We start from the raw sequence: 24425 nt of genomic DNA on the forward strand, positions 1-24425 counted from the left end.
ATTATTTCGAGATCGTGCCTATTACGCCTTTGGCCAGCCATTCCATGGAGAGGACTTCCTCAAGCGTCAGCTTTTGGCCCTCCTGAACCACAACATTGCCTTTGTTATCGGAGATCGGTCCTGTGAACACATCCAGCTCGCCGCTGATGATCTTGGCTTTGGCAGCTTCCACCAGCTGCTTCACATCCTCAGGAACCTTGTTGCCAAACGGCGCAAGCTCTACCATGCCGTCCGCCATATCCCCGGAGTATTGCCCGCTCTTCCACGTTCCATCCATTACGGACTGGACAGCCTTCACGTAGTAAGGACCCCAGTTCCATACAGGATTGGTCAAATAATTGTCCGGTGCGTACTTACTCATGTCGGAGTCATTGCCTCCGGCAAATGCACCACGTTCTTTGGCCGCCTGCAATGTGGCCGGAGAATCCTGATACGCCAGCAGCACATCCGCGCCTTTATCCAGAAGACTGATCGCCGCCTGGCGTTCGGTTGCCGGGTCATACCAAGTATTCGTCCACACTACATCCACTTTAATGTCCGGGTTGACACTCTGTGCTCCCAGCGTGAATGCATTAAGATTATAGATAACTTCACTGATCGGAAAAGCTCCTACGTAGCCAAGATGATTGTTCTTGGTCATTTTGCCTGCCGCGATACCGCTCAGATAACTCGCTTGATAATTTTTTCCGAAGTAAGTGCCCATGTTCTCCGCTGTTTTGTAGCCGGAGGCATGGAGGAATTTCACATTGGGGAACTTGCCCGCTACACTCAGTGTGAAGTCCATATATCCAAAACTTGTAGTAAATACGATGTCATGGGACTGTGCAAGCTCCGTGATGATACGCTCTGCATCGGCACTTTCCGGAACATTCTCTACGAAGTCCGCTTTGATGCCGAGCTCTTTCTCCATGTACAAACGGCCTTGATCATGCTGATACGTATAACCGCCGTCACCCGGAGGCCCGATATAGACAAAAGCAACCGTCGGCTTCTCTGCTGCCGGCTCTGTTGTTGCCGCCTCTGATGTTGTACCCGCATTGGTTGCCGCCGGTGCTTCTGTTGCATTTGAAGCCGCATTGTTGTTGCTTCCGCAGCCTGCCAGAACTAACGCCATGAGGAACATTAGCACGAAGCTGAAAGTAAATCCCTGACCCCTTTTTTTCATAACTCTCCTCCTCCAGGAAATCTCTCCTAATGACCGAAGCCATTAATGTATCTCTACTATACTGAGACCTGAAGACTACGTAAATTTATATAACATACGTTTGTGTCATTTTATAAGAAGTTTAGCTTTTTTTGTGCTTTATGCACTATAAAGGGGTCGAAGAAGCTTAAAATATGTGATTATTTCTAACATCAATCTATAAACTGCTCAAACCATGTCAGCTTCCACTCCTAAGGCTCCATTCCTTGCGGATCTCCCCAAAATCCACTTCTGTGTCAGCATCCATAAAGCAATGGGCGGAATCTGTCTCCAGCACCATCCCCTTGTAATCGGGCGAGCGCAAAATCCCCGCCGCGCCTTTGTCGCCGTCCAGTCCCTGAAGCACCGTGAACATCTCTTTGGAAAAGAGCGCCGGCGGCATGGCCAGACCTTTATGGGTGCTGGCTATATAGTCCAGCCCCGGATTCCGCTCATAAGTGTCTATCAGCCGCTTCACCAATGACGCAGTAATAAACGGCTGGTCAGCCAAAGCCACGATAGCAGCATCAGGCTGCATAGGCAGGATCGCATTCAACCCGCAGCGCAGGGAAAAGGATAAGCCCAAGTGGGCGGTCAGGCAGGTTTCCGTACGCCTAGTGCTCCGCTCACCGGCTGGAGGCAGCCATTTGAGGTCATCATCGGCCCGCACGACAACGATTAACGGCGAAAGGGCACAGCGGTCCAGTTCACTGAGCGCGACGCTCCCGAGTGACACCTCTTGCGACAGCTGAAGTGACACCTTGGATACTCCCATTCGTCTGCTCTGCCCTGCTGCCAGATAGATACCGGCTACTTTCAACGCTCTCCACTCCTTTCGGCAGCTCATGCAAGCCTGCCCTTCTGATTTGAATAATCTCGGCCACAATACTGACTGCAATTTCCTCCGGCCCTTCCGCGCCGATAGACAGCCCTACAGGAGCGTGCAGCGATGCAGGCGGCTCCAATCCCTCTACCAACAGCGCAATCCGGGCCTTGGAGCCGATGATTCCGATATAACGCGGAGACACTGGCAGCAGGCTTTCCAGAAACTGCCGGTCGCGCTGAGATTGATGGCTGCAGATCAGCACATAATCCTCCCGGGTTATTCTAAGACGTGCTGCTGCCTCGGACGGGGAACAAATCACTCGTTCGGCCCCGGGAAATTCATGCTGCAGGCTGCCTTCCCGCCAGTCGGCGACGGCAATCCGAAATCCGGATTTTGCCGCAAGGTCCGCCACGGGACGGGAATCCAGTCCACCGCCAAAGATAATAAGCCGCGGCTTCGGCACGAATAGAGTGTTGAAGAGTTCGAGGGGCGGACCGGCCGCTGCCGTTGTTCCGGGAAGCAGACTCCGCCCTTTTTTCACCAGACAGCTCCCCCCTGCACTTCTCTGATTAGAAAAAGATTGTTGTTCAGCGCCGAAAGTTTCGACAGTATACCGGTATCCTGCAACGGCGGCAGCTTCACGAAAAAGCATCAGGCCCTCACCTGCGGCCATCCGCACATATACTTCTTCCAATAGCCGGCGCAGCTCTCCACGGACCGGTTCAAGAATCACTTTGATTTTGCCGCCGCAGCCGACAGCCTCCCCCCAGGAAAAATCATCGGGAGACAGCATGTCATACTCCACCAGTTCCGGAAGGCCGCGATCCCAAACCTCCTGCGTACGAAGCTCCAGGTCGCTCTCCAGGCAACCCGGACTAAGACTCCCCAGTGTTCCTCCTGCAAAAAACAGCATAGCCGCTCCCGGTTTCCGGTAAGAATGACCTTCCACCCCAATCAGGGTTGCAAGCACCGCAGGGGCAGCATTGTCGTGGATGTGCAGTACAATATCATGTGTACTCATAAAGCTCGCTCCCTCCTCCGTATTTCCGCCCCGTTCAGGGTGGCGGCTCTTGCGCCATACAATTCGCAACAGCCGCTCAGGTTTCGCGCTCCAGCATTTTGCGGAACAGGAATACCAGCTTCAGCCTCATCAAATCATTGATCTTCTTGAAATCGACATCCAGCAGCTCGCTGAGCTTCTCGATCCGGTAGGTAGCGGTATTGCGGTGAATAAACAGCTTTTTGGCTGTCTCGTTTACATGGCCGTCATTGTCCAGATAGACCTCCAGCGTGTGCAGCATTTCCTTGATATATTCCGGCTCCCGGCTCAACAGCCCGCGCAGACTGCCGTTGCAATACTTCTCCATCGTTTCTGCCGGTATCTGGCTCAGCAGAAGATTCAGCTCAAGCTGTCTGTAATGCACCACATTTCCGTGCGCACCCCAGTACTGCACCATACCCATACATTCCTTGACCTCTGCAAAAGCTTCCTTCAGCCCTTCCGGCTTAACCTTGGTGCTGCTCACAGCTGCCCGCGGATAATTACCCTTGCCGAACTTGAGATTATGAAAACAATCATTGATCAGCTCACGGAACTGATCGGGACTGTGCTGACCCGCAGGGTACAGCGAGAGCAGACCTTCATCCACAACGACATGAATAGCTTTCATTTCCCTCAGTACCGGATGCTCAATGAACTCTTCCTTAAGGCGGAGCAATTCGCCTTGTCTGGATTCCCCGGTGGCGGCCGTATCGGTTAGCAGCAGCTGGAAAGGGGATTGCAGCAGCATCACCTCAAGCCTGGCGGCAGCCTGGGACAGATCGTTACACGACAATCCGCCGCTCAGGCAACGGCGGAGCAGTCCACTGAACTCCCGGTGCTCGGCATGCTCGAAATAGTCCTCATAACCCGCATGAATATGATAAGAAATCAGTTCAGCTCCTTGAACAAACAAGCTTTCTTCCACAGGCAGCAGCAGAGGATCAATAGAACAATATAAAAGATAACCTGTGCATTTCTCCCCTTGCAGCAGCGGGATACGGAAACCAACCTTGTCACCGATGCGGAAGCGCCCATTGCGGTTCTGCCAAGGCCAGCCCTCCAGCAGCAACGCCGCTGAATACTCCGAATTGTTGTAAATAGCGTCGCCCCGGGCACTGATGACCGCCAGCGGGTAACCGATCACCTCGGATACGGAGTCAAATAACGGACCGCAACGTCCTGAGCGGAGCGCAAACCGCATCAGCTTCCGCTGCTTCTCCATCATGCTCTGCAGCACGCTTGTGCTGCGCGACAGCTCGGCGCGAAACAGGCCGTTCATCTGGTCCGAGAACGTAAATTGGAACGGCAGCTCGATCAGCGGAAAGTTCAGCATTTCCGCTTCGGCTACGAGCTTCTCCGGAACAGCGTCCCAGAAACGGCCCAGCTTGATGCCAAGGCCAGCTGAGCCGCGGCGGTTCAGCGTCTGCAGCAGTGCGGAGGCATCCTGGGGACTATCCTTGATCAGATAAGCTGTTGTAAGCAGCATTTCTCCTTCTTTGATCCAATCTGAGATATCAGGGGCATCCATCACATTAATCGACTTGATAATCCGGTGTTTCCCCTTGGAGCCGGCAATCAGTCTGGCTTCAGATAAAGGATAAATGGACAACGCTTCTTCAACCGTAAGATGCATGCCACCCCTCCTTATACAAGTTCATAGATAATGAATTCCGTATTTATGTTACTTTATGTAACATTATAAATAAAATGAACCGTTATGGAAAGATAAAAGTGAAAATTTAGATTATATATGTAATGAAAAATAACACGGATCGCAAAGTTTCAACTATTGCTTATGGACCGTCTGCAAAATCATGAGACAGCAGCCTGTGTATTATGCGTTTATCGCATCAGTATGAGCATGCCAACAATGAGATTTGCAGCAGCTGACTGGCCTTCGACTCCTCAACGTTCGATAATTGCACTCTGTACAGTTACTGTGTATTATGCGTTTTATCGCATCAGCATGGGTACGGCAACCATGAGATTTGCAGCAGCTGACTGCCCTTCGGCTCCTCAACGTTCGATAATTGCACTCTGTACAGTTACTGTGCATTATGCGTTTTATCGCATCAGCAGGGGTACGGCAACCATGAGATTTGCAGCAGCTGACTGCCCTTCGACTCCTCAATGTTCGATAATTGCACTCTGTACAGTTAAATAGTGAATTTCTCCCGCCACGCAGCCTTTAATTGTATTCCGTACATCTATTTGAGCTGATTTTAGCCGAAAGACTCAAATTCACTGTTTTTAGTTGTACAGACTACATCTATTCTCTGGTTTCCGGCTGAATTAGCTCCAATAGTTGCAGAGAATACACCTAAATCATTCATTGTCCAATATGCATACAAGTGGAAACGGCTTCGCCGTCCTCAAAAGGACGGTATCCGTTTCAGCGAGAAATAGAAAGATAATATATAGCGTGCAGCATATAAATTCTGCCCTGAAAATAAAGTTTCTTCAGAACACCAAAGTACACATACCAAAACAAACCCCATGTTTTTTATTTTTTTGAAATCGGCTGTCAGGCCAATTGTTCACTCAGGTTTACTTGATACCCCAACGATTCCAAGCATTTTATGGATCGGTTCATCACCATCTCGTGGTTTCGTTGGTCGAAGTAGTCAAACCCTAATTCTTTATATGCCTGTCTTCGCGTTAACAAGACATAGACTATCGCTAAAATGCTGTGCCCGACGGCTACGGCCGCTCTGTTTTTTCCTCGCCTGCCTGCGATCCGGTGATATTGGGCCGACAGGTAGGCATTCTTTTTTCGTCCTGCCACGCGCGCGGATTCTACGAGTGCGCTTCGCAGCTTTTTATTTCCTTTTCGCGTCCTCGCCGATCGCTTCTTTCCCGCACTTTCATCGTGACCTGGAGTCATTCCTGCCCATGAGCACAAGTGCCCCGCGCTTGGAAACCGTGTCATGTCCGTTCCGATTTCTGCCAGAATCTGCTCCGCAGTTCGTTTACCAACACCGGGAATGGTATCCAATAACTTCAGGTCCTCCGCAAAAGGAGACATCCGGCGTTCCACTTCTTCATCCAGTTCTGTGATGAGCTCATTCAGTTGGTCGATATGCGACAACTGTTTTTCCAGCATGAGCAGTTGATGTGGACCCAGGCTACCCTCAAGGGCAAGCTTCAATTGCTCTTTTTTCGCCTTCAGCTTCTTTTGTGCAAAATTCGCCAAAGTCGATGGATCCGTTTCGCCCTGAATCATGGCTTCCAGCATGCTCCGTCCAGACACCCCCAGCACATTGGACGCCACCGATGAGAGCTTGATATTCCCACCCTCCAGCACCTTCTGCAGACGATTCACTTCCCGGCTCCGTTCTTCAATTATACTTCGCCGGTAGCGAATGATTTCCCGAAGCTCACGTTGCTCCCGACCCGGAATATAGCTCCCCTGCACCAGTCCATGCCGGAGCAACTTTGCAATCCACTCCGCATCCTTCACATCCGTTTTCCGCCCGGGTACTGCTTTGATATGCTGCGCGTTTACCACGACCGGCTTGACGTCTTCCAGTTCAAGCAGGTTATCAATCGGTTTCCAGTAATCCCCCGTGCTCTCCATCGCGACATGGCTGCACCGCTCGCTTTTGATCCAATCCACCAGATCGACCAGCCGACGAGTCAGTGTTTCAAAACTTCGAATCTCCTTTCCTTTCGGCGTAATGATACATGCTGTGATGCTTTTCTTGTGTACATCCAGTCCACAGCAACGTTCAATGAGTACTTCCATCTTTGCTTCTCCTACCTGCTGGCCGTGATTAAGGCTGGTGCAAAGACCAATGCTAAGGTTATTCTGCCCTGCGTGCTTCCCCATGGGAGCAACAATCTGTGATGCACCGGGTCGTTGGGGTCCGTCTTATATGCGGGTTCGTATCACCAAGAATTTCCGACCTACCTTCGCCAGCCCACTACCCAGTATCGCCCATATTTTCATTCCTCAGTGGTGCCGCGCAGCAGCATGGGGGTCTTATATTTGCAAAAAAACTCCCGCTCTCCGCCAACAGCGGAGCCGGAAGTTCTATGTTCCCATGCGCTCATTGCCATAACCGCCGGACCCATGAGAGCAGGCGGAGATCCTGTCCATGTCCGCCGATCACTGACAATCCCAGCGGCAGCCCGCCGGGACCCGCCACAGGCAGCGTTACCTGCGGCAACCCTGCCAGCCCGGCAATGCAGCTGAGCATCATCGCCCCGCTGCGGTTCAATTCCAGCTGCCGCAGGTCCCCGCCGCGCAGCGGGGCGGGTCCAGGCACGGTAGGGATGACGAGACAGCCGTCCTCTCCGAGCAAATGACGCAGCCGGGCCGTTATATCGTCACGTTGGGACTGCGCCCAACTGTGATCCTGCCCGGCCACACTTGCCGCCCAAGCGAAGCGGGCAGCAATGTCAGGCCCAAAAACCGGCTGCTCCCGCTCGATCCAGGCTCCATGGGTTGCCCAAATTTCAGCACCCTGCAGCTCGCGGAACACATCCATCCAGTTTGTTAATCCTTCCGGCGAAACTTTAGTTTCCAGCGTTTGCCCCACTCCTGCCTGGAGAAGGCCCAAACCTTGCTTCAGGCTGGCCGAAATCTCCGGCTCAGCCAAGGCCCAGCCATCCATGCCGATGAACAGCTTGGCCATTCTGCTTCCCTCCGGCACATTGTGGGCGAATGAAGCAGGGACGGCAGTTGCCTTCAGGAAGGAATGTTGCATGACCGGCTCCCCGGGATGTTCTGGTTTACGTCCCCTGGCATGCTCTTGAATATGTCCTCCGGTATGCCCCTGTACATGTCCTCCGGTATACTCCTGTACATGTCCTCCGGTATGCCCCTGTACTTGTCTCCCAGTGTGTCCCTGCTCATGTCCTCCGGTGTGCCTCTGTACATGTCTCCCAGTATGCCCCTGCTCATGTCCTCCGGTGTGCCTCTGTACATGTCTCCCGGTATGCCCCTGCTCATGTCTCCCAGTATGCCCCTGCTCATGTCCCCCAGTATGCCCCTGCTCATGTCCCCCAGTATGCCCCTGCTCATGTCCCCTGGCATGCTCTTGAATATGTCCCCCGGTATACTCCTGTACTTGTCCTCCGGCAGACTCACCGTTACGCTCCGGGCCGTCCCCTCCATAAATCACCCGGCCATATTCCGGGTGCTGTCCTAAACCCGCGCCATCCCGCTCCACACTTTGCTGCAGGCTATTACTCTTCCCGGAGGAATCCTCCGGTTTTCCCGCTCCGCCTTCCACTCTCCCGAGCAGAACCTCGCCAACATGGAGCAGCATTCCGGTGCTGTCTGCGATCCAGCCCACAGTATCAAAACCCGGCGCCAGAGGGATTACGCCGTCAATCTCCACCGTCCCGTGGGTCGGGCGGAAGCCGTAAACGCCGCAGTACGCCGAAGGCACACGGATGGACCCGCCTGTATCGGTTCCCAAGGCAAATTCCACGCTTCCGGAGGCTACGGCCACCGCCGAGCCGCTGGAGGAGCCTCCGGGAATACGCCCCTCCGCACGCGGGTTGACTGGCGTACCGTAATGATAATTCTCCCCGCCCAGGCTGTACATCAGCTCATCGGTATGGGCGGCACCGCGCAAGGAGGCACCCGACTGCAGCAATTTCAATACGGCTGCGGCATGCGCCGATGAAGGCTCATGACTGCGCAGCCAATGCGGATTGCCTGCGGAAGAGCGGTGCCCGGAGACCGCGAACACATCCTTAACGGCGAAGCTCAGCCCATTCAGCTTGCCACTCACAAGGTTCGGCACCTCCAGCTCCGGGTCAATATATGCGCCGAAACGGTTATTAAGGACCATCTCTTCCCTCCTCCTCCCGGACTGTCCGGGGAGCTTCATTGTTTACTCTTACTTGTTGGCTGCTCTACCAGCCGATGGCTGCTCCGTCGCAGCGAGGATCAGTGCCGCCGCTGCGGAAGCCGTTGCCGCCTATGGCAATCGCATGGGCATGCCCCATGATTCCGTCATAGTCTGCGGCTTGGCGGACCAGATGACCGGCCCCGGCCAGCTCTTCGAGCACTTGCGGAGCTACCCGCTTCTCCACCTTCAGTTCCTGGGTCGGTTCCCCCCAGGTTCTGCCCCAGACGAACCGCGGCGCATTCACCGCCTCCTGCGGATTCATGCCATAATGCAGCATCCGTGTCAGCAGCAGACTCTGCGTCTGCGGTTGCCCTTCCCCGCCTTGCGTGCCGTAGAGAATGGCCGGCTTGCCGTCTTGGCAGGCCATGGCCGGCATCAGCGTGTGGAACGTGCGCTTATGCGGTTCAAGCGTATTGATATGCGAAGGGTCCAGCGAGAAGAAGGAGCCTCTATTCTGCAGCAGAATCCCTGTATCCCCGGCGACCCTTCCCGAACCGAATTCAAAATACAGGCTTTGGATAAACGAGACGGCATTCCCCTCCCCGTCAACTACAGCGGCATAAGCCGTATCCCGGCCAACCGGCTCACTGCCAAGCGCAGCCGCCCGGCGGAGCGAAATGGAATCTGCCAGCTCCATGGCATACTGCTTATCCAATAGCCGCTCCAGCGGAATCGAGCTGAATTCAGGATCAGTCAGCACCTGATCCCGGTCCCTGAAGCTCAGCTTCAGCGCTTCAACCAGCAGATGATAGTACTCGAAGGACCCATGCTCAATCTCTGCGAGATTAAACCGCTCCAGTATGTTCAGCGCCATCAGCGCAGTGAAGCCCTGCGAATTCGGCGGCACCTGATACACCTGATGCCCGTGGTAATCCGTGGAGATCGGCTCCACCCAATTGCCCTGATGGTCGGCAAAATCATCACGGGTGAGATATCCCCCGGAAGCCAGCATATCCTTGCTTATCTCCTCTGCGATCCCGCCCTTGTAAAAAGCATCACGCCCTCCCGCCGCCAGCGTCCGCAGCGTCCGGGCCAGCTGCTTCTGCACGAACTTCCCGCCGGCCCTCGGAACCTTGCCGCCGGGCAGATACACCGCCGCCGCGCCGGGGGACAGCGCGGCTCCCGCCAGTATGCTGTTGCCGTGCTGATCCGGCGACAGCGGAAACCCATCGGTGGCGTAGCCGATTCCCGGCTCCAGCACCTCCGCCAGGGTCAGGCGGCCATACTGGCGCTGGACCGCCTCCCAGCTGTCCGCCATTCCGGGCACCGTAATGGCGCTGCGCACACCCCGCCGGGGAATGGCACTTTCCCCGGCATAGCAGTCCCTGCGGACGCCGTAGCCGGATCGTCCGCTGCCGTTGTAGGCCCGGACGCGCCCTTCACCGGCGCTGTAGGTCAACCAAAAAGCATCGCCGCCAAGGCCCGTCATATGCGGATAGACCACCGCAAGCGTGGCGCTGACCGCTACCGCAGCGTCAAAGGCATTGCCGCCGCGCTGCAAAATACGCGCTCCGGCGGCAGAGGCCAGATAATGGGGACTGACCACCATCGTTTTCGTACCGATTACCGGCCCTATTGTCATGACTCCCAGCTCCATTCCCATGTCAATCAAGTTAGTGCCATTTAACAGCAGATCAAAAACCCCTGTCAATCGGTTACGCACAAACTCAAATTCCCCGGCATTATTTTGTGAACGGTGCACAAAGATTAATCGAAATACACCCTATCCTGTAGTTGCAGTCATACAAATTGATATAGAATGGGCACAAAAAAGCTAAAGTCTGTTTATCCCGGAGGAGGAATCCCGTGAAATCCATCAGTAACGAATATGTACAGATAGCAGCCGCGATGTTCAGGACGGGAATTCTCGGCTATGGCGGGGGCCCCTCCGTAATTCCACTGATCCGGCATGATGCTGTAACCCGCTATTCCTGGCTGAGTGATGATGAATTCGGGGAGACGCTGGCCATCGCAAATGCCTTGCCCGGGCCCATCGCCACCAAGATGGCGGCATATCTCGGCTACAAGCTTAAAGGGGTAAAAGGTGCGCTGCTTTCCGTACTGGCGCATATTCTGCCTAGCTGTATTGCGATGATTGCCCTGTTATCCGCGGTGAATTATTTAAGCGGCTCCAAGGTAGTGGCAGGCATGATTGCTGCTGTCTCTCCCGTGATTGCAGTGATGCTGGGAATGATGGCTTACGAGTTCGCGCAAAAAGCGTTCAAAGGATTGGGGAAATGGATCGGGGGTGTTTTCCTGCTGCTGGCACTGGTACTGCTTGAGGGGCTTCACCTGCATCCTGCCATCGTGATCGTACTTTTTCTTGGCTATGGAACGGTTCATTACCGGATAATGGCAAAGAAAAATAAAGGAGGAACCGCCTGATGGAATGGCTCAAACTGATTTACGGCTTTTTTATGGCCAATCTGCTGGGCTACGGCGGCGGCCCTTCCTCCATTCCGCTCATGTACGAAGAGATCGTGCCGCATTACGGATGGCTGAACGATGAAGAATTCTCCAATATGCTGGCGCTCGGCAACGCTCTGCCCGGACCGATTGCGACCAAAATCGCCGCTTACGTCGGCTATGACGTCTATGGCTGGTTGGGACTGAGCGCTGCTCTCGCTGCTACGGTTCTGCCCTCCGCTGCCGCACTGATCATCCTGCTCGGCGTGATGCAGAAATACAAGCAGTCGCCCGTCGTTAAAGGAATGACCTTGCTTGTACAGCCGGTGATTGCCATGATGATGGCCGTCCTGACTTTCAAAATGGCCAAAGGTCCGGCGGACGTTATCGGCATCTGGCAGACGCTGATCATTGCCGCAATTGCCTTTTGGGCTATGAAGCGGCTGAAGCTGCATCCCGCACTCGTGATTCTTGCCGCTTTTGCTTATGGAGGGCTGGTACTCCGGTATACAGTCTAGCGGCGGCTGCCGCAAGGACCTCCTATTTCAAAATGTACTGCGAAAGCACCGACTGAACCTCATAGATATTGACGGATTTATTGAACGTCTTCTTCAGCGGCAGTGAGCTGCCGGATACATAAAGACACAGCTCTGCATCCAGATCAAAGTGCCCCGCCGTCTCCACCGAATAATGGGAGATGTTTTGGTAGGGAATGGAGTGATATTGCGTTTTTTTGCCGGTGATCCCCTGCTTGTCAACGAGAATCAGCCGCTTGTCCGTAAAAATGAACATATCCCTGATCAGCTTGTAGGCCCGCTCAATTTTTTCATGGGGGGTCAAAATCCGCGCGTATTCACGCTGCACTGCCGCCAGATCAACCTGCGTTGCATTGCCCAGCAGTCCATTAAAAAGTGCCATCACTGTTCCTCTTTCCTGTTGCTGATTTGGTGAGCTGCCTCAGCCATATAACATCCTATTGTGCAATTCCAATTATATGCTGTGGTTCATTCCGCTTTTTTTCTATTGCTATTATTGCGAATATTAGGTAAACTACTGTTAAATTTGTATCGAAGGAGGTGTAGAGGAATGGATCGCAATTGGACCAACAGTGTTATTAGCCGGCTGCCTATCGCTATGGCTGGCATCGTTCATGTAAATGCCGACAACGGGAGAAGTCTGTCCATTTACAAGAATTTAATAACACTACACAATTGTGAAATGCCTTTCCTGCCTACACTTCAACGGATCTCATAAACCGGAGAACAAACAGGCCGCGGGGAAATTTCCCTGCGGTCTTTTTTTGTTCCATGATGTCCTCCTGGAGGCATCCCCTTTGAAAGACAGCGGAGACAGGGCATTCTTAAAAGGAGAATACCTATGATCATTTCATGTCAAAACGTCCAAAAATACCACGGTGCCCAGCTTGTGCTGAGCGATATCACCTTCGATATCCGCCAAGGTGAGAAAATTGGCCTGATCGGCCGCAACGGCTGCGGCAAAACCACCCTCTTCCGTCTGCTGAGCAGTGAAGAACGTCCCGATCAAGGGCAAATCTCCATCCGCAGAAACAGCATCATTGGCCTGCTCTCACAGATCCAGGAAGCGGACGGCGACGAGACGGTATATGCCGTGCTCCAGCGCAGCTTCGCGAAACCCCTGGAGTGGCAGCAGCGCCTGCGGGAACTGGAGCAGGAAATGTCCGGACTGAACGCCGGAACGGACGAACAGGACTGGAACAGGCTGCTCAAGGAATACGGCAGTCTGCAGGAGAAGTTCGAAGCAGCCGGAGGTTATGAGATTGAAGCCTCAATCCAGCGTGTAGCGGCAGGCCTTGGAATTGGAACCGGGCAATACGACCGCCGGTTCGCTTCCCTCTCCGGCGGGGAGAAGACAAAGGTCGGCCTCGCCGAGCTGCTGCTGCGCCGTCCCGATATCCTGCTGCTGGATGAGCCGACCAACCATCTGGATATGGAGGCCATAGAATGGCTGGAGCAGTTCCTCCAGACTTATGACGGCACAGTCCTTGCAATCTCTCATGACCGTTATTTCCTGGATGCCGTAGTGAAGAAGGTCATCGAGATTGAAGATGGCGAAGCCATCACGTATAACACGAATTACAGCGGATACCAAGTGGAGAAAGAAACCCGTCTACTTCAGCAGTTCGCCGATTACCAGGAACAGCAGAAGAAAATCAAGCAGATGCAGGAGAGCATCAAACGGCTGATTGAATGGGGCAACCGTTCCAATCCGCCGAACCCTTCCTTCCACCGCCGGGCGGCCTCGATGCAGAAGGCGCTGGACCGGATGGTCAAGGTCAAACGTCCAATTTTGGAGCGCAAATCGATGGATTTGCAGCTGCAGCAGGATGACCGGACCGGCAACCAGGTCGTCATCCTCGACCGGATCACCAAAGGTTATGGTAACCGCAGGCTGTTCTCAGAGGCCAGTGATATCCTGCGATATGGCGAGACTACCGCACTGATCGGCGGCAACGGTGCGGGTAAGAGTACGCTGCTGCGGATGATACTCGGCCAGGAGTCCCCGGATAGCGGAAGCTGCACCCTTGGATCAAGGGCTGTCGTTGGTTATCTTGCCCAGGAGGCAGTACCGGAGGGCGGCGGACAATCGGTGCTGCGCTATTTCCGGGAGGAGGCCGGGCTTGAGGAAGGCGAAGCCCGCGGGCAGCTTGCCCGGTTCCTGTTCTACGGCAGCGATGTGTTCAAGGACATCACCAATCTCTCCGGAGGCGAATGGACACGGCTGCGTTTCGCGATACTGATGCACCGCCGTCCAAATCTGCTTATTCTGGATGAGCCGACCAACCATCTGGATATTGATTCCCGTGAAGCACTGGAAGAAGCGCTGGAGGAATTCCCCGGTACGGTGCTGGCGGTCTCCCATGACCGTTATTTCATCAACCGCTGCTTCGGCAAGCTCTGGGCGATTGATCAAGGCCGCTTCACCTCCTTCTCTGGAAATTACGAATATTATAAAGAAAAGCAGGCTGAAAAGGCTGCCACTGCAAGGCTGCAAACCGAAATGAGCGGCCAAAGCGGCAAACAAGTGCCGAAGCCGGATACATTGCCCAAATCCAAAGTCCCTGCTGAACTAGCTGAGGCTGCGGATTCACGATCCGGCCTCCCGGCAAAAAGCGGGTCCAAACCTGAACGTTCCACCGATTCCCGCAAGCAGCGCTCCAGTATCTCCCGGGAGCAGGAAATAGCCGCAGCGGAGGCGCAATTAGGCCTTATTGATGCTGAGATGCTGAATCCCGTTATCGCCAGCGATGCGGAAAAACTGGCTGAGCTTCAGCATACTAGAGATGCCGCACAGGAGAAGCTGGATGACCTCTATGCGTCCTGGTTGAGCGAAGCAGAGACACACCAATAGCATATTAAGCATAGAGAAAGCAAAGGTGATAACCATGACAAACATTCCGGCCGTGGAGGCCTATTGGAATACTTATATTAAAGCCCATCCCGAAGCTGCAGAACTGTATGACAGCGCGTGGTCCTTCGGCGACAATCCCCGGCTTGCCAACGAATTGCTTGAGCTGGTGCTGAAAGGAATTAAGACAGGAACCGCCTCCGATTTTGATTTGAACGAAATCCGCGGACTCACCCAGCCCTTTGCCCACGGCCACTCCATCCTTCTGGATGCCAGCGGCGAACCACGGGCAATCATCGAAACTATAAAGGTAGAAGTCATTCCTTTTGACAAGGTAACTGCGGAGTTTGCCTATTCCGAAGGCGAGGATGACCGCAGCCTGGAATCATGGCGCTACAATCATGAGCTGTATTTTACGAGGGAACGCAAAGCCTATGACAAACCCTTTGATCTTCAGATGAAGGTGGTCTGCGAGAATTTTCAGATTGTCGATATCAGACAGCTTCAGTAATTCTTATATTTTCAAAAATGGCTGGCCTTCCTTATGTTAAGGAGGCACAGCCATTTTTTGTTCATTGCTTATGTATACACCCTTGTATCGTTCCGAAGTTGAAATAAGTTTTGATCCATTAAAAAAGGCCGCTTCCTCATGACGAAGAGACAGCCTTCATTGTATAGTTACAATTAGTGTAAGTTGTATCCTTAGGATTAAGGTTTAGTGCCAGATCCCCATGATCCAGCCAACCACCGAGATCCATAAAGGAATGCTAATCAGAATGCCCCAGACCAGTCCGGTGGCAATATTACCTTCTGCAGGACGTGTTGCATTCTCCTGCGTTAGCGGAAGTCTTAACTCTTCTTGTTCCATGCGATCCCCTCCTAAATTTCTTATCGACACAGTAGAGGAAAAAATGTAGACCGCCTGACCCAAAAAGTTGTGTTTCCAAATATTTTTTAGATACAAAGGCTCAGCGGTCATTCTATGGAAAGGCTTACATAATTAATATTAACCAATTTTTGTCTCAATTAAAACTTATATTTTATCTATTTCGTACATTATATGCAATTAACTAGTCCAAAATTACCGGCTTCTGCGGATCGTGCAAGAATTGAAACATGGTTCGCAGCTGCTCCGCCGTATTCCGCTCCACAGACAGCTCAGGCAGCTCATCCTCAGCGAAAAAATCCACCTCGCTGGTCTCCACGCCTTCCGCTGCCTCCCCGCCGACAATTGTGCACAGGATAAACATTTTGTAGACATGATAAGGCTCCGGGGGATGATTATGGAATTTCTTATCCAGCACGGCCAGCAGACGGACTGCTTCCGCTTGAAAACCCGATTCCTCGGAAATTTCCTTGACGACTACCTCGCTCGGAGACAATCCAATATCGGCCCAGCCGCCGGGAAGCGCCCAATTGCCGTCCAGCTTCTCGCGGACCAGCAGAATTTTCCCCTCACGGAAAATAACGCCGCGCACATCTACCTTCGGTGTGCTGTACCCGCCTTCACCTGCAAAAGAGAGCCGGATCCGCTCCTTGCTCTCAAACGTATAATTCGCCAGAATGTCCACGCTCAGCTCACGCAGTGCTTCATAACGTTCGATGTCGTACACGTCTTTGGCGTAGGTAAGACCTGTCTGGGCAATTCCCTGAATCTCCTTCGCCCAAGTTAACCATTTCTGTTCCATAGTTTTATCGCCTCCATTAACATATCGAAAAGGATTATTGGCATAGCATTAAATGACGGGAGAACATCCCCTTTTTAGCAACACAGCGGTCGATAATTTCAAATCCTGCTGTCTCTATCATCTCATCCATCGCTTCGATAGCCACGATGACAACCCTGTCTGCAATCCGGCGGGCGTTCACGAGTATGGCATACTGTTCCTCAGGGGTAATGCTGGAATATAGATTGTAAGGCATGTCCACGATGGCTGTGTCATAATGTTCCTTAATGTCTGCAATGTCTCCCAGCGCCACTTCAGCCTCGAAGCCAAAATGGGCAATATTCGTCCGCGCTCCCGCCGCAATAAAGGGATTGATATCGCGGCCAACGATATTGATACCCATCGACAGCGCCTCTACCATTACTGTCCCGATGCCGCAGCAGGGATCAATGACTTTGACACCTGCCGGAGTTGGGACCGCCATATTGACAGCCGCACGGGCCACTCTTGTGCTGAGCGCAATGGAATAGCTGCGCGGTTTTTTCATCTGCCGGAACCAGGTTGCCTTGTTCTTGTGATAAGCCCCGAAGTACCAGCGGCCGCCTAGCGTTACTATACCGTATACAAGCTCCGGATGGTTCACATCCGCTTCTCCCTCAATCCGTAGGCCGATCTCCCGCTCAATAATTCTGCGTTCATCATACTCTATTTTATCCGCAGGGGACAAATCATTGGTCTTCACAAAAATCACCTTGAAGGTTTTGCCGTTCAACTCCACCTGCTCGGTCTGCTTATAAATTTCCTGCAGGCTGTCCCCCCCGTACATCACATCAATCCGTTCCTTAATAAAAGGGCTGCGGCTGACATCCGCTTCAATCTCACTTGCAAAAAGGGCAGGCGGAATCTCCCGGCCAAACAGGCAGCGCAACTCCATTCCGCATAAAGAAAGCTCGTCCTCCGAGCATGCGTAAGTATAGATATACGCGGGATTACCGCCCTTATTAGGCATGTTTGCTTCTTCTTTCAGATCTGTATATGAATTCAATGACACGTTATTCCGCTCCTATCGCTCCCGCTGCTGGCGGGGCTTCTGTTTCATTTAGAAATTCTGCTGTATCGGCACCGGTATGCCCGTTGTCATAGCTGATCCTCGCCCCGGCGATTTCTTCACGATTTCCGTTAACCCATTCAACAAGGGCGGTCAGCGGTTCCAGCAAGGACTCACCCAATGCTGTAAGACCATATTCAACGGTCAGAGGCACGGTAGGCGTCGCTTTGCGCCAGACTATTCCGTCCCGCTCCAGATGGCGGAGCGTTTGGGTAAGCATACGCTGCGAAATTCCGCCTGAGCGCCGCTGCAGCTCCTTGAACCGCAAAGATTCCACACCTAAATTCACGATAATCAGCACACTCCACTTATCTCCAACCCGGTCCAGAATCTGCCGGGCTATGGTGCAGTCCTCAAGCTTCGGCAGCTGACCGTCTTGCTGAGTCAATAATCGATCCATTATGGTTACCTCCATGTAACTTGAGCATAGAATAGTGCCTTCTTGCTGCACAAGCCAACTAAGTTTATCATGGTTACTGTTAGTAATCAACAACCGGAAGGGAACTGGTATCAAGTGAAAACAATCGCTATCGTAGGGGCCGGTCCGGGACTCGGACTCTCCCTTGCCAAGAAATTTGGTACAAACGGCTTTCAAGTCGCTTTAATTTCCCGCAATGCGGACAAGTTAAATCATCTGGTGGACGAATTAAAGGGGCTGGGAATCGAAGCGGCCGCCTTCCCTGCTGATCTTTACAATAAAGAACAATTGACTGCCGCTTTCCAGGGGATCAAAGAAAAGTATGGCTTCATCAACGTGCTGGAATTCAGTCCAACCAGCGGCAATTATCCGCCTACTCCGGCATCACAGGTTACGGAAGAAAATGCACTTGATGCGTTCCAGGCACTGGTAGTAGGCGCTATCCGCAGTGTGGAGCAGGTCTTACCGGAAATGCTGGCCAAAAAAGACGGGGCTATCCTATTCACAACCGGCCTCTCTTCCCTCTATCCCATACCGATGATGGGCAATATCGGTATTGCGCTAAGCGGGCTGCGCAACTATGCCAACAACCTGCATACCGACCTTGCTCCTCAAGGGATCTACGTTGCTCACTTAGCGCTCGGTGTATTCATTAAGCCAGGTACAGCTACAGACCCGGGTCTTATCGCTGATGCATGGTATGATTTATACACCAGCAAGTCACAAGCCGAGGATACCTTCCCGCAAGGCGTCACTCCGGCCACAATTATCTGGTAATCCATTTCACCAATCCATTTTGATCCATAGTGAGTTCTCCAGTATAATGGAAGCATTACACTGCCAAACCATGACGGCGGTGCATTGCCCTGAGCTCTAGGCTCAGGGCTTGTACTGCCTGTTTTGCGCAGCGAACTCCAAGGAGGTACATATCACTATGTCTTATGAAACTTATTTTCAGACTGAGCGTGAAGCTCAGCTTGCCGAATTGAAGGAATGGCTGGCCATTCCCAGCATTTCCGCCCTGTCCGTGCACAAGGAAGACGTCAATTCAGCCGCACATTGGCTGATGGACACACTGAAGCGCGCCGGGCTGGAGAATATCGAAATCCATCCCACTGCGGGCCATCCAGTAATCTATGCCGATTATCTTCACGCGCCGGGCAAGCCGACCATTCTGGTATACGGCCACTATGATGTCCAGCCGGTGGATCCGCTTCATTTGTGGACAACCCCGCCGTTTGAACCGGAAATCCGTGACAGCAAGCTGTACGCACGCGGAGCAACAGACGATAAGGGCCAGGTCTTCATGCACATCAAAGCGATCGAAGCTATTCTTAAGCAGGAAGGCACCTTGCCGATCAATATCAAGCTGTGCATTGAAGGCGAGGAAGAAATCGGTAGCGTGAATCTGCCGCCATTCCTGGAAGCAAGCAAGGACAAACTGGCTGCGGATGCCGTGCTTGTCTCCGATACAGCCCTGCTGGAACGCGGACGCCCTGCCATCTGCACCGGGCTGCGCGGATTGTGCTCACTCGAAGTCAGCGTAAACACCGCATTGACAGACCTTCATTCCGGCTCCTACGGCGGCGGTGTGCCAAATGCACTGCATGCACTCGTTTCCCTGCTGAGCTCGCTGCATGATAGCAACGGCCGTGTTGCCGTCGATGGTTTTTACGATGGCGTCCCTGAGCTTTCTCCTCTGCTGCGTGAGGAGTTCGCCAAACAGGGTGTGAATGAAGAGAAGATCAGAGAAGCCCTCGGCCTTGAACAGCTGTACGGCGAAGAAGGCTACAGTTTTGTAGAGCGTGTCGGCGCCCGTCCAACCCTTGAACTTAATGGGGTTTACGGCGGTTTCCAGGGTGAAGGCAGCAAGACGGTCATCCCTAAGGAAGCCCATGCCAAGATCACCTGCCGCCTTGTCGGCGACCAGGATCCGCAGCATATTCTGGATGTTGTTGAAGCTCATCTGAAAGCGAATATCCAAGCCGGAGCGAAACTGCATGTGAAACAAATGGAAAAAGCGCGCGCCTTCAACATCGACCCGTCGAATCCGATTCTGCAGACTGCGGCAGACGCTTTTGGCAAGGTATACGGCACTCGTGCACTCTTCACCAAAGACGGCGGATCCATTCCAATCATGGAAAGTTTCTCGCGTATCCTCCAAGCACCGGTTGTTCTGATGGGCTTTGGACTGGATGATGAAAACCTGCACGCTCCGGATGAGCATTTCAATCTGGAGAATTTCGATAAGGGACTGCTTACGATTGTCGAGTTCCTGAAGACAGTTTAAACAAGAAGCCATTCTCCGCTGAGAGTTGTTTATCTAAAAAGGCCGGATTTCCCGTTATTGAGGGAAATCCGGCCTTTTTTTTCTGATTCGTTAATAGCCATTAAGTAGAACAATCCCAACCCGCTGTGCAAAATAAAAAACCTGTTCCTAAACTGCGCCTAAAGACGCTAGCCTGACCAAAAATCTGTTCAGGCTCAATGTAATTAGTCACTTCCACTTACCCGTTAAACGGGTTTAATTCTATTTTCTCCTTTTGTCGTGAATGGATCTTCATACTCTTTTACACTCAGTTTATCGATTGCTTGGTCAAACCCTCGATCCTCCACCCGCATAGCGGGTGGTTTTTTGTTTCGCGCGTTTCACGCACTCAAATGGCTAAAGCCATAAGAAAAGAGCCGCTTTTCAGCGAATCTAAAATTCTTTATTGTTGGTTACCATCATTTGTATAGCCATTTCCTGCTGCAGTTGGTCCATTATCTCTACTATAGTTGGAAATTTGAATTTTATACCATCCAGCAGCTACGTTAGAAAAAGAGATAGTAACATTGTGGTCGACGAGATTATCCTTAACTCCAAGTTCAGATGTATCCGTTCCACTTTCTTGTTTTATTAGTTTGTAGAAAAGGTGTGCTGTTCCTGATTGGCCTGAATAAGGATACTGAACTAAAGTCAAATTCACTGTCTTCTTTGCACTTAAATAAACTTGGGCATCAGATATGATGTAGTGAGCAGGTTCTAGTTTTGTTATTGTATACCCCGTATAGTACATCGGAGTAATAATACCATCTGAGTTTGCACTCTTTTTAAAGTTATTAGTAGTATCAAAGGTAACGGTTGGTGGATTGCTGAGGAGATGAAGGGCTTCTTGTTCAGGTGTAATTAAATGCTGCTCCGAGAAGCCTCCATTTAAAGTTATATTCTGGACATCAGCTGATTTTTCTGTGCTACCAACTGTACCTTCACTTGAGTTAATGGCTACAGTAGGCGTAATGCTTTCTTCATGAAGAGCTTCTTGCTCAGGGCTGATTACGAAAGGTCCTGATACTGAATTGGATTTACTTGGAACCTGGTCGGATGCCTATGCATTAGCTGCTATTGCCCCTACACCGACAAGAGATAATGATAATGCAACTGATAGTGCTCCTTTTTTAATACTCATCTTCATTCCACCTTTTATTTTTTTAATTTATAAAAAAACAAAATTAACAGTTTAATCCTTTCTATAGTTTTTTTACCACAAGGAATATTATACACGAATAATTTTTTTTGGTTTATTAAACCCATTTTTCGACATTTTTTGGTTCTTTTTTTACTATTAGGCAGACTATTTTATCTAATTTTTTCACAATAGACCAGGATAGGCATAAGGCTGAAACCGAGGTTAAAACGGTAGAGTCTGAAGGTTGGGTGCCTATGCGAAATGGTACATGGAAGAACTAAGGGCATACGAAAGGCAGTGGAAAAAGGAAAAGCTGCTTTGTAGAAAGTGGTTAGGCGTTGAAGGAAAACAGCAGTATATATTCCACGGTGGAAAAGGCGTTATGTATTTTCCGAGTACAGCGACGAACACATGGGCCAAATTTTTGAAGTAGCACGGTTTTCCTCACGTCAAGCTTCACGGGCTCCGGCACACAGCCGCTGACACTGCTACGAGAACATGGAGCTGCTCAAAGGAACATGCAGATGTTTTTAAGACATGCAAAGCTTGAGACTACTAACCGGTACACGCATGAGACCGTTGCAGTCAACCTCACTCTGATTGATCCACTTGAAGCAATGAATCAAATAGCACAGAATTTGCCCCATGAACTGCCCCATGAATGAACTGTCACCTATCGTATGTCGAAAATTCCGCAAATAAAAAACCCTTGCATGACAAGGATTTCGAAGTTAAGTGTATGGAGCGGGTGATGGGAATCGAACCCACGCTATCAGCTTGGAAGGCTGAAGTTCTACCATTGAACTACACCCGCAATGAGAAGTGAAGACAAAAAGTATTGTATCATTCCTATGAATAAAATGCAACCCTATCGGCTCACGGAAGTGCTACGAAGACGGTGATGGGATTAAGGGTGTGAGGAAAGCCTGTTCAAATTCGGCCGCCTTGATTGGCTTGCTGAATAGGAAGCCTTGCGCTTCATGACAATGCTGCTGGCGTAAAAATTGCAGCTGCTCCTTGTTCTCGACACCCTCAGCGGTTACCTTCAGCTTCAGGTGATGCGCCATGGATGTGATCGTCGATACAATCGCTGCGTTGTTGCTGTCTTCCATAACTTCTGAAACAAAGGACCGGTCGATCTTAAGCCGGTCGATCGGCATATTCTTCAGGTAGTGCAGCGAGCTATAGCCTGTACCAAAATCATCTATGCTGATGAACAGCCCCAGCCGTTTCAGACGGTTAAGCTGATCAAAGGCAGTTTCTTTGTCGAGAGTCATGCTTTCGGTAATTTCCAGATCAACATAACAAGGATCAAGCCCGATCTCCTGCAAAATGGCAGCAATTTTGCCGTCCAGGTTCGGTTGAAGAAACTGACGCATGGACAAGTTGATCGAGACACATATCGGCCGGTACCCTGCTGTCTGCCACTGTTTGTTCTGGAGGCAGGCCGTTCTAAGGACCCATTCACCGATTGGAACAATCAGCCCGCTCTCTTCGGCAATCGGAATGAAATCGATTGGCGAAACAAGTCCGCGCTTGGGATGATCCCAGCGCAGCAGTGCTTCCATCCCGACAATTTCTTCGGTATCCAGCTGCACCTGCGGCTGATAGACGAGATAGAACTCATTGCGTTCAAGCGCTCTGCGCAGATCATTCTCCAGCTTGAAGCGTTCCTTGGCCTTCATCTGCATGGCCGGGATGTAGCGGCGGATTTCTACGCCCTGTTCTTTAGCATTATGAACAGCGGTATCCGCGTTCTGAATCAGTTCTTCTGCTGTATCCCCGTCTCCAGGGTAAATGCTCATTCCGAGACTTAGTGAAATGTGATATTCTCCCGACTCCAGCTTTACCGGTGTTTCGAATAACCGCAAAAGCTCTGTTGCCCGGACCAGACAGTTTTCCACACCGGTGCGGTCTGTCATCAGAAAAGCGAACTCATCGCCACCCATGCTGTACATTTCTTCGTTTGACTTCACTTCATTTCCTATGCGCTCTGCAACCCTCTGCAGCAGCAGGTCCCCTGCGTAATGGCCAAGAGAATCATTGATGTTCTTAAAGTGGTTGATATTCATAATCAAAAACGCTGAGAACCCCTGAGTCTTGTCTTTTTCACCGCGTTGAACGATTTCTTCGGTGCGCTGCATCAGACACCTTCTATTCGGCAGTCCTGTTAATTCATCATGATACGCTAAATAATTGATCCGCGCTTCCGCCTGTTGGTTCTCATGAAAAGGCTCTTCAATTGTCAGCCGGTAGACGCCGGTAAGCAAAAGGTAATAGGCTACTCCGCTGCTAAGCATTCCAAAGAGATAATCCATCTCGCCGATACTGAACAGATTCATAAAAAAGACCTGGCCCATGGCGAAGAAGATCAGCGCACGGATAATAATGAGCAATGACGCCGATTTTTCAATCTTGCCCGGGTACACGATAATAGCTACTCCAAGCAGATAAACAAAAAGCACGGCCATATCCACAACATGCTTTAGTGTGTTAATCCATGAATAACCCCACTGTTCCGCAGCAATAGAGTGGCTGAAGATTACTCCCCCCAAAGAGAGCACAATCAGCAATATAGCAACACTGAAGACCTTCTTCTTGCCTCTAACAGATACCGGCTGGTCCTCTCTGCTAAAAATAACTAGGATTCCAAGTGCACTTGCCAAACGGGAGAAGGTGAGCAGCCAAAGCGATTGTTCTGAAGTAATATACGAAGAAATCCCGGGAATACCTGCAAAGCTTAACGTGTGTAAGAAATCAAAAATACATACTCCAAAAAATAAAGCAGAGGTGTAAAGTCTTGCCTTGGATAATTTATCGGAGAAAAACAGCCAGCCCTGAGCAAAAATTGCGAAACCAAAAGCAATATTGCAACAGCCAATCATAAGATAGAGGGCCGAAAGCCAATTCTGATTCTCAATATTACTGAGCGGTGTACGAAAAATCTGAATTAGAAGGAACAGCACAGCTCCTACTATAGCCGCTTGAATGGTCTTTCTCTCTTCTTGTCTCATAAGTCCCTCGCGTCTGAAATGATATCTATTTTAAAATATACGGATATATTAAGTCCTATGT

The 24425-nt window shown here is 51.4% G+C and carries 23 protein-coding genes, 1 tRNA gene and 1 pseudogene; 9 read left to right on the forward strand and 16 right to left on the reverse strand.

Annotated features, from left to right (window positions below; translation table 11 throughout):
* Position 1: 1 nt before the first annotated feature.
* From NYE29_RS02455 to ggt, 8 genes and pseudogenes are all read right to left on the reverse strand, one after another.
* The gene (locus tag NYE29_RS02455; protein ID WP_076114158.1) at positions 2-1165 is read right to left on the reverse strand and encodes a BMP family ABC transporter substrate-binding protein; all 1164 of its coding nucleotides are present in this window, start codon (positions 1163-1165) and stop codon (positions 2-4) included.
* A 217-nt stretch (positions 1166-1382) separates the two neighbouring features.
* Positions 1383-1943 (reverse strand): NTP transferase domain-containing protein, encoded by a 561-nt coding sequence (locus NYE29_RS02460; protein ID WP_256718269.1) that lies wholly within the window; start codon positions 1941-1943, stop codon positions 1383-1385.
* On the reverse strand, positions 1891-3030 hold the full coding sequence (locus NYE29_RS02465) for an XdhC family protein (RefSeq protein WP_340894203.1): 1140 nt from the start codon (positions 3028-3030) through the stop codon (positions 1891-1893). Before NYE29_RS02465 ends, NYE29_RS02460 begins: the two co-directional genes overlap by 53 nt.
* Before the next feature lie 76 nt (positions 3031-3106).
* On the reverse strand, positions 3107-4684 hold the full coding sequence (locus NYE29_RS02470) for a PucR family transcriptional regulator (protein WP_340894205.1): 1578 nt from the start codon (positions 4682-4684) through the stop codon (positions 3107-3109).
* Between the two features lie 891 nt (positions 4685-5575).
* A complete protein-coding gene (locus NYE29_RS02475; protein WP_340894206.1) occupies positions 5576-6796 on the reverse strand; it encodes an IS110 family transposase in 1221 nt (406 codons plus the stop codon).
* A gap of 304 nt (positions 6797-7100) precedes the next feature.
* A complete protein-coding gene (locus NYE29_RS02480; protein WP_340899586.1) occupies positions 7101-7760 on the reverse strand; it encodes an amidase family protein in 660 nt (219 codons plus the stop codon).
* Positions 7761-8273: 513 nt separating this feature from the next.
* Positions 8274-8855: pseudogene (locus NYE29_RS02485) on the reverse strand (amidase family protein); the annotation flags it as partial.
* A 64-nt stretch (positions 8856-8919) separates the two neighbouring features.
* On the reverse strand, positions 8920-10497 hold the full coding sequence (ggt, locus tag NYE29_RS02490) for a gamma-glutamyltransferase (protein WP_340899588.1): 1578 nt from the start codon (positions 10495-10497) through the stop codon (positions 8920-8922).
* Between the two features lie 224 nt (positions 10498-10721).
* On the opposite strand from ggt, the gene NYE29_RS02495 reads away from it, so the two are divergent.
* Both NYE29_RS02495 and NYE29_RS02500 read left to right on the forward strand, forming a co-directional pair.
* Complete coding sequence (locus NYE29_RS02495; protein WP_340894207.1) at positions 10722-11300, forward strand: chromate transporter; 579 nt, start codon at positions 10722-10724, stop codon at positions 11298-11300.
* The gene (locus NYE29_RS02500; RefSeq protein WP_038587315.1) at positions 11300-11839 is read left to right on the forward strand and encodes a chromate transporter; all 540 of its coding nucleotides are present in this window, start codon (positions 11300-11302) and stop codon (positions 11837-11839) included. Before NYE29_RS02495 ends, NYE29_RS02500 begins: the two co-directional genes overlap by 1 nt.
* Before the next feature lie 22 nt (positions 11840-11861).
* Here the strand turns inward: NYE29_RS02500 and NYE29_RS02505 are convergent, their stop codons facing one another.
* Positions 11862-12239, reverse strand: a complete 378-nt coding sequence (locus NYE29_RS02505) for a PH domain-containing protein (protein WP_038587313.1) — start codon at positions 12237-12239, stop codon at positions 11862-11864.
* A gap of 168 nt (positions 12240-12407) precedes the next feature.
* Here NYE29_RS02505 and NYE29_RS02510 point away from each other — a divergent pair, with 168 nt between their 5' ends.
* The 3 genes from NYE29_RS02510 to NYE29_RS02520 all read left to right on the forward strand — a co-directional run bounded on the left by NYE29_RS02510 (position 12408) and on the right by NYE29_RS02520 (position 15219).
* Complete coding sequence (locus tag NYE29_RS02510) at positions 12408-12575, forward strand: hypothetical protein (RefSeq protein ID WP_179091806.1); 168 nt, start codon at positions 12408-12410, stop codon at positions 12573-12575.
* Between the two features lie 123 nt (positions 12576-12698).
* Positions 12699-14711: a ribosomal protection-like ABC-F family protein gene (gene abc-f, locus NYE29_RS02515; protein WP_340894209.1), complete on the forward strand. Its 2013-nt coding sequence runs from the start codon at positions 12699-12701 to the stop codon at positions 14709-14711.
* A 34-nt stretch (positions 14712-14745) separates the two neighbouring features.
* Positions 14746-15219 carry an ASCH domain-containing protein gene (locus NYE29_RS02520; protein ID WP_340894210.1) on the forward strand — a complete coding sequence of 158 codons (474 nt, stop codon included), beginning with the start codon at positions 14746-14748 and terminating at the stop codon, positions 15217-15219.
* A 204-nt stretch (positions 15220-15423) separates the two neighbouring features.
* On the opposite strand, the gene NYE29_RS02525 is transcribed toward NYE29_RS02520, so the two are convergent.
* The 4 genes from NYE29_RS02525 to NYE29_RS02540 form a co-directional block, all read right to left on the reverse strand.
* The gene (locus NYE29_RS02525; protein ID WP_179091807.1) at positions 15424-15576 is read right to left on the reverse strand and encodes a hypothetical protein; all 153 of its coding nucleotides are present in this window, start codon (positions 15574-15576) and stop codon (positions 15424-15426) included.
* Between the two features lie 202 nt (positions 15577-15778).
* Positions 15779-16396 (reverse strand): NUDIX hydrolase, encoded by a 618-nt coding sequence (locus NYE29_RS02530; protein ID WP_340894212.1) that lies wholly within the window; start codon positions 16394-16396, stop codon positions 15779-15781.
* A 34-nt stretch (positions 16397-16430) separates the two neighbouring features.
* Positions 16431-17384 (reverse strand): RNA methyltransferase, encoded by a 954-nt coding sequence (locus NYE29_RS02535; protein WP_340899590.1) that lies wholly within the window; start codon positions 17382-17384, stop codon positions 16431-16433.
* A gap of 43 nt (positions 17385-17427) precedes the next feature.
* On the reverse strand, positions 17428-17883 hold the full coding sequence (locus NYE29_RS02540; protein WP_340894213.1) for a winged helix-turn-helix transcriptional regulator: 456 nt from the start codon (positions 17881-17883) through the stop codon (positions 17428-17430).
* Positions 17884-17997: 114 nt separating this feature from the next.
* Between NYE29_RS02540 and NYE29_RS02545 the strand changes: the two genes are divergently transcribed.
* Positions 17998-18678 (forward strand): SDR family NAD(P)-dependent oxidoreductase, encoded by a 681-nt coding sequence (locus tag NYE29_RS02545; protein WP_340894214.1) that lies wholly within the window; start codon positions 17998-18000, stop codon positions 18676-18678.
* 157 nt (positions 18679-18835) lie between these two features.
* Positions 18836-20191 carry a dipeptidase gene (locus tag NYE29_RS02550; RefSeq protein ID WP_340894215.1) on the forward strand — a complete coding sequence of 452 codons (1356 nt, stop codon included), beginning with the start codon at positions 18836-18838 and terminating at the stop codon, positions 20189-20191.
* A 421-nt stretch (positions 20192-20612) separates the two neighbouring features.
* On the opposite strand, the gene NYE29_RS02555 is transcribed toward NYE29_RS02550, so the two are convergent.
* Positions 20613-20960: a hypothetical protein gene (locus NYE29_RS02555; RefSeq protein WP_340894216.1), complete on the reverse strand. Its 348-nt coding sequence runs from the start codon at positions 20958-20960 to the stop codon at positions 20613-20615.
* Positions 20961-21240: 280 nt separating this feature from the next.
* Between NYE29_RS02555 and NYE29_RS02560 the strand changes: the two genes are divergently transcribed.
* Entirely contained in the window at positions 21241-21405 is a 165-nt protein-coding gene (locus tag NYE29_RS02560) for a hypothetical protein (protein WP_340894217.1), read from the forward strand.
* Positions 21406-21874: 469 nt separating this feature from the next.
* A complete protein-coding gene (locus NYE29_RS02565) occupies positions 21875-22015 on the forward strand; it encodes a hypothetical protein (RefSeq protein WP_340894218.1) in 141 nt (46 codons plus the stop codon).
* Between the two features lie 75 nt (positions 22016-22090).
* Here the strand turns inward: NYE29_RS02565 and NYE29_RS02570 are convergent.
* Positions 22091-22164, reverse strand: a tRNA-Gly gene (locus NYE29_RS02570).
* Positions 22165-22237: 73 nt separating this feature from the next.
* On the reverse strand, positions 22238-24364 hold the full coding sequence (locus NYE29_RS02575; RefSeq protein ID WP_340894219.1) for a putative bifunctional diguanylate cyclase/phosphodiesterase: 2127 nt from the start codon (positions 24362-24364) through the stop codon (positions 22238-22240).
* Positions 24365-24425: the final 61 nt, after the last annotated feature.

The organism is Paenibacillus sp. FSL M7-1046 (genome assembly GCF_038007405.1).
In the GTDB taxonomy this organism is placed as follows: Bacteria; Bacillota; Bacilli; order Paenibacillales; family Paenibacillaceae; genus Paenibacillus_AQ.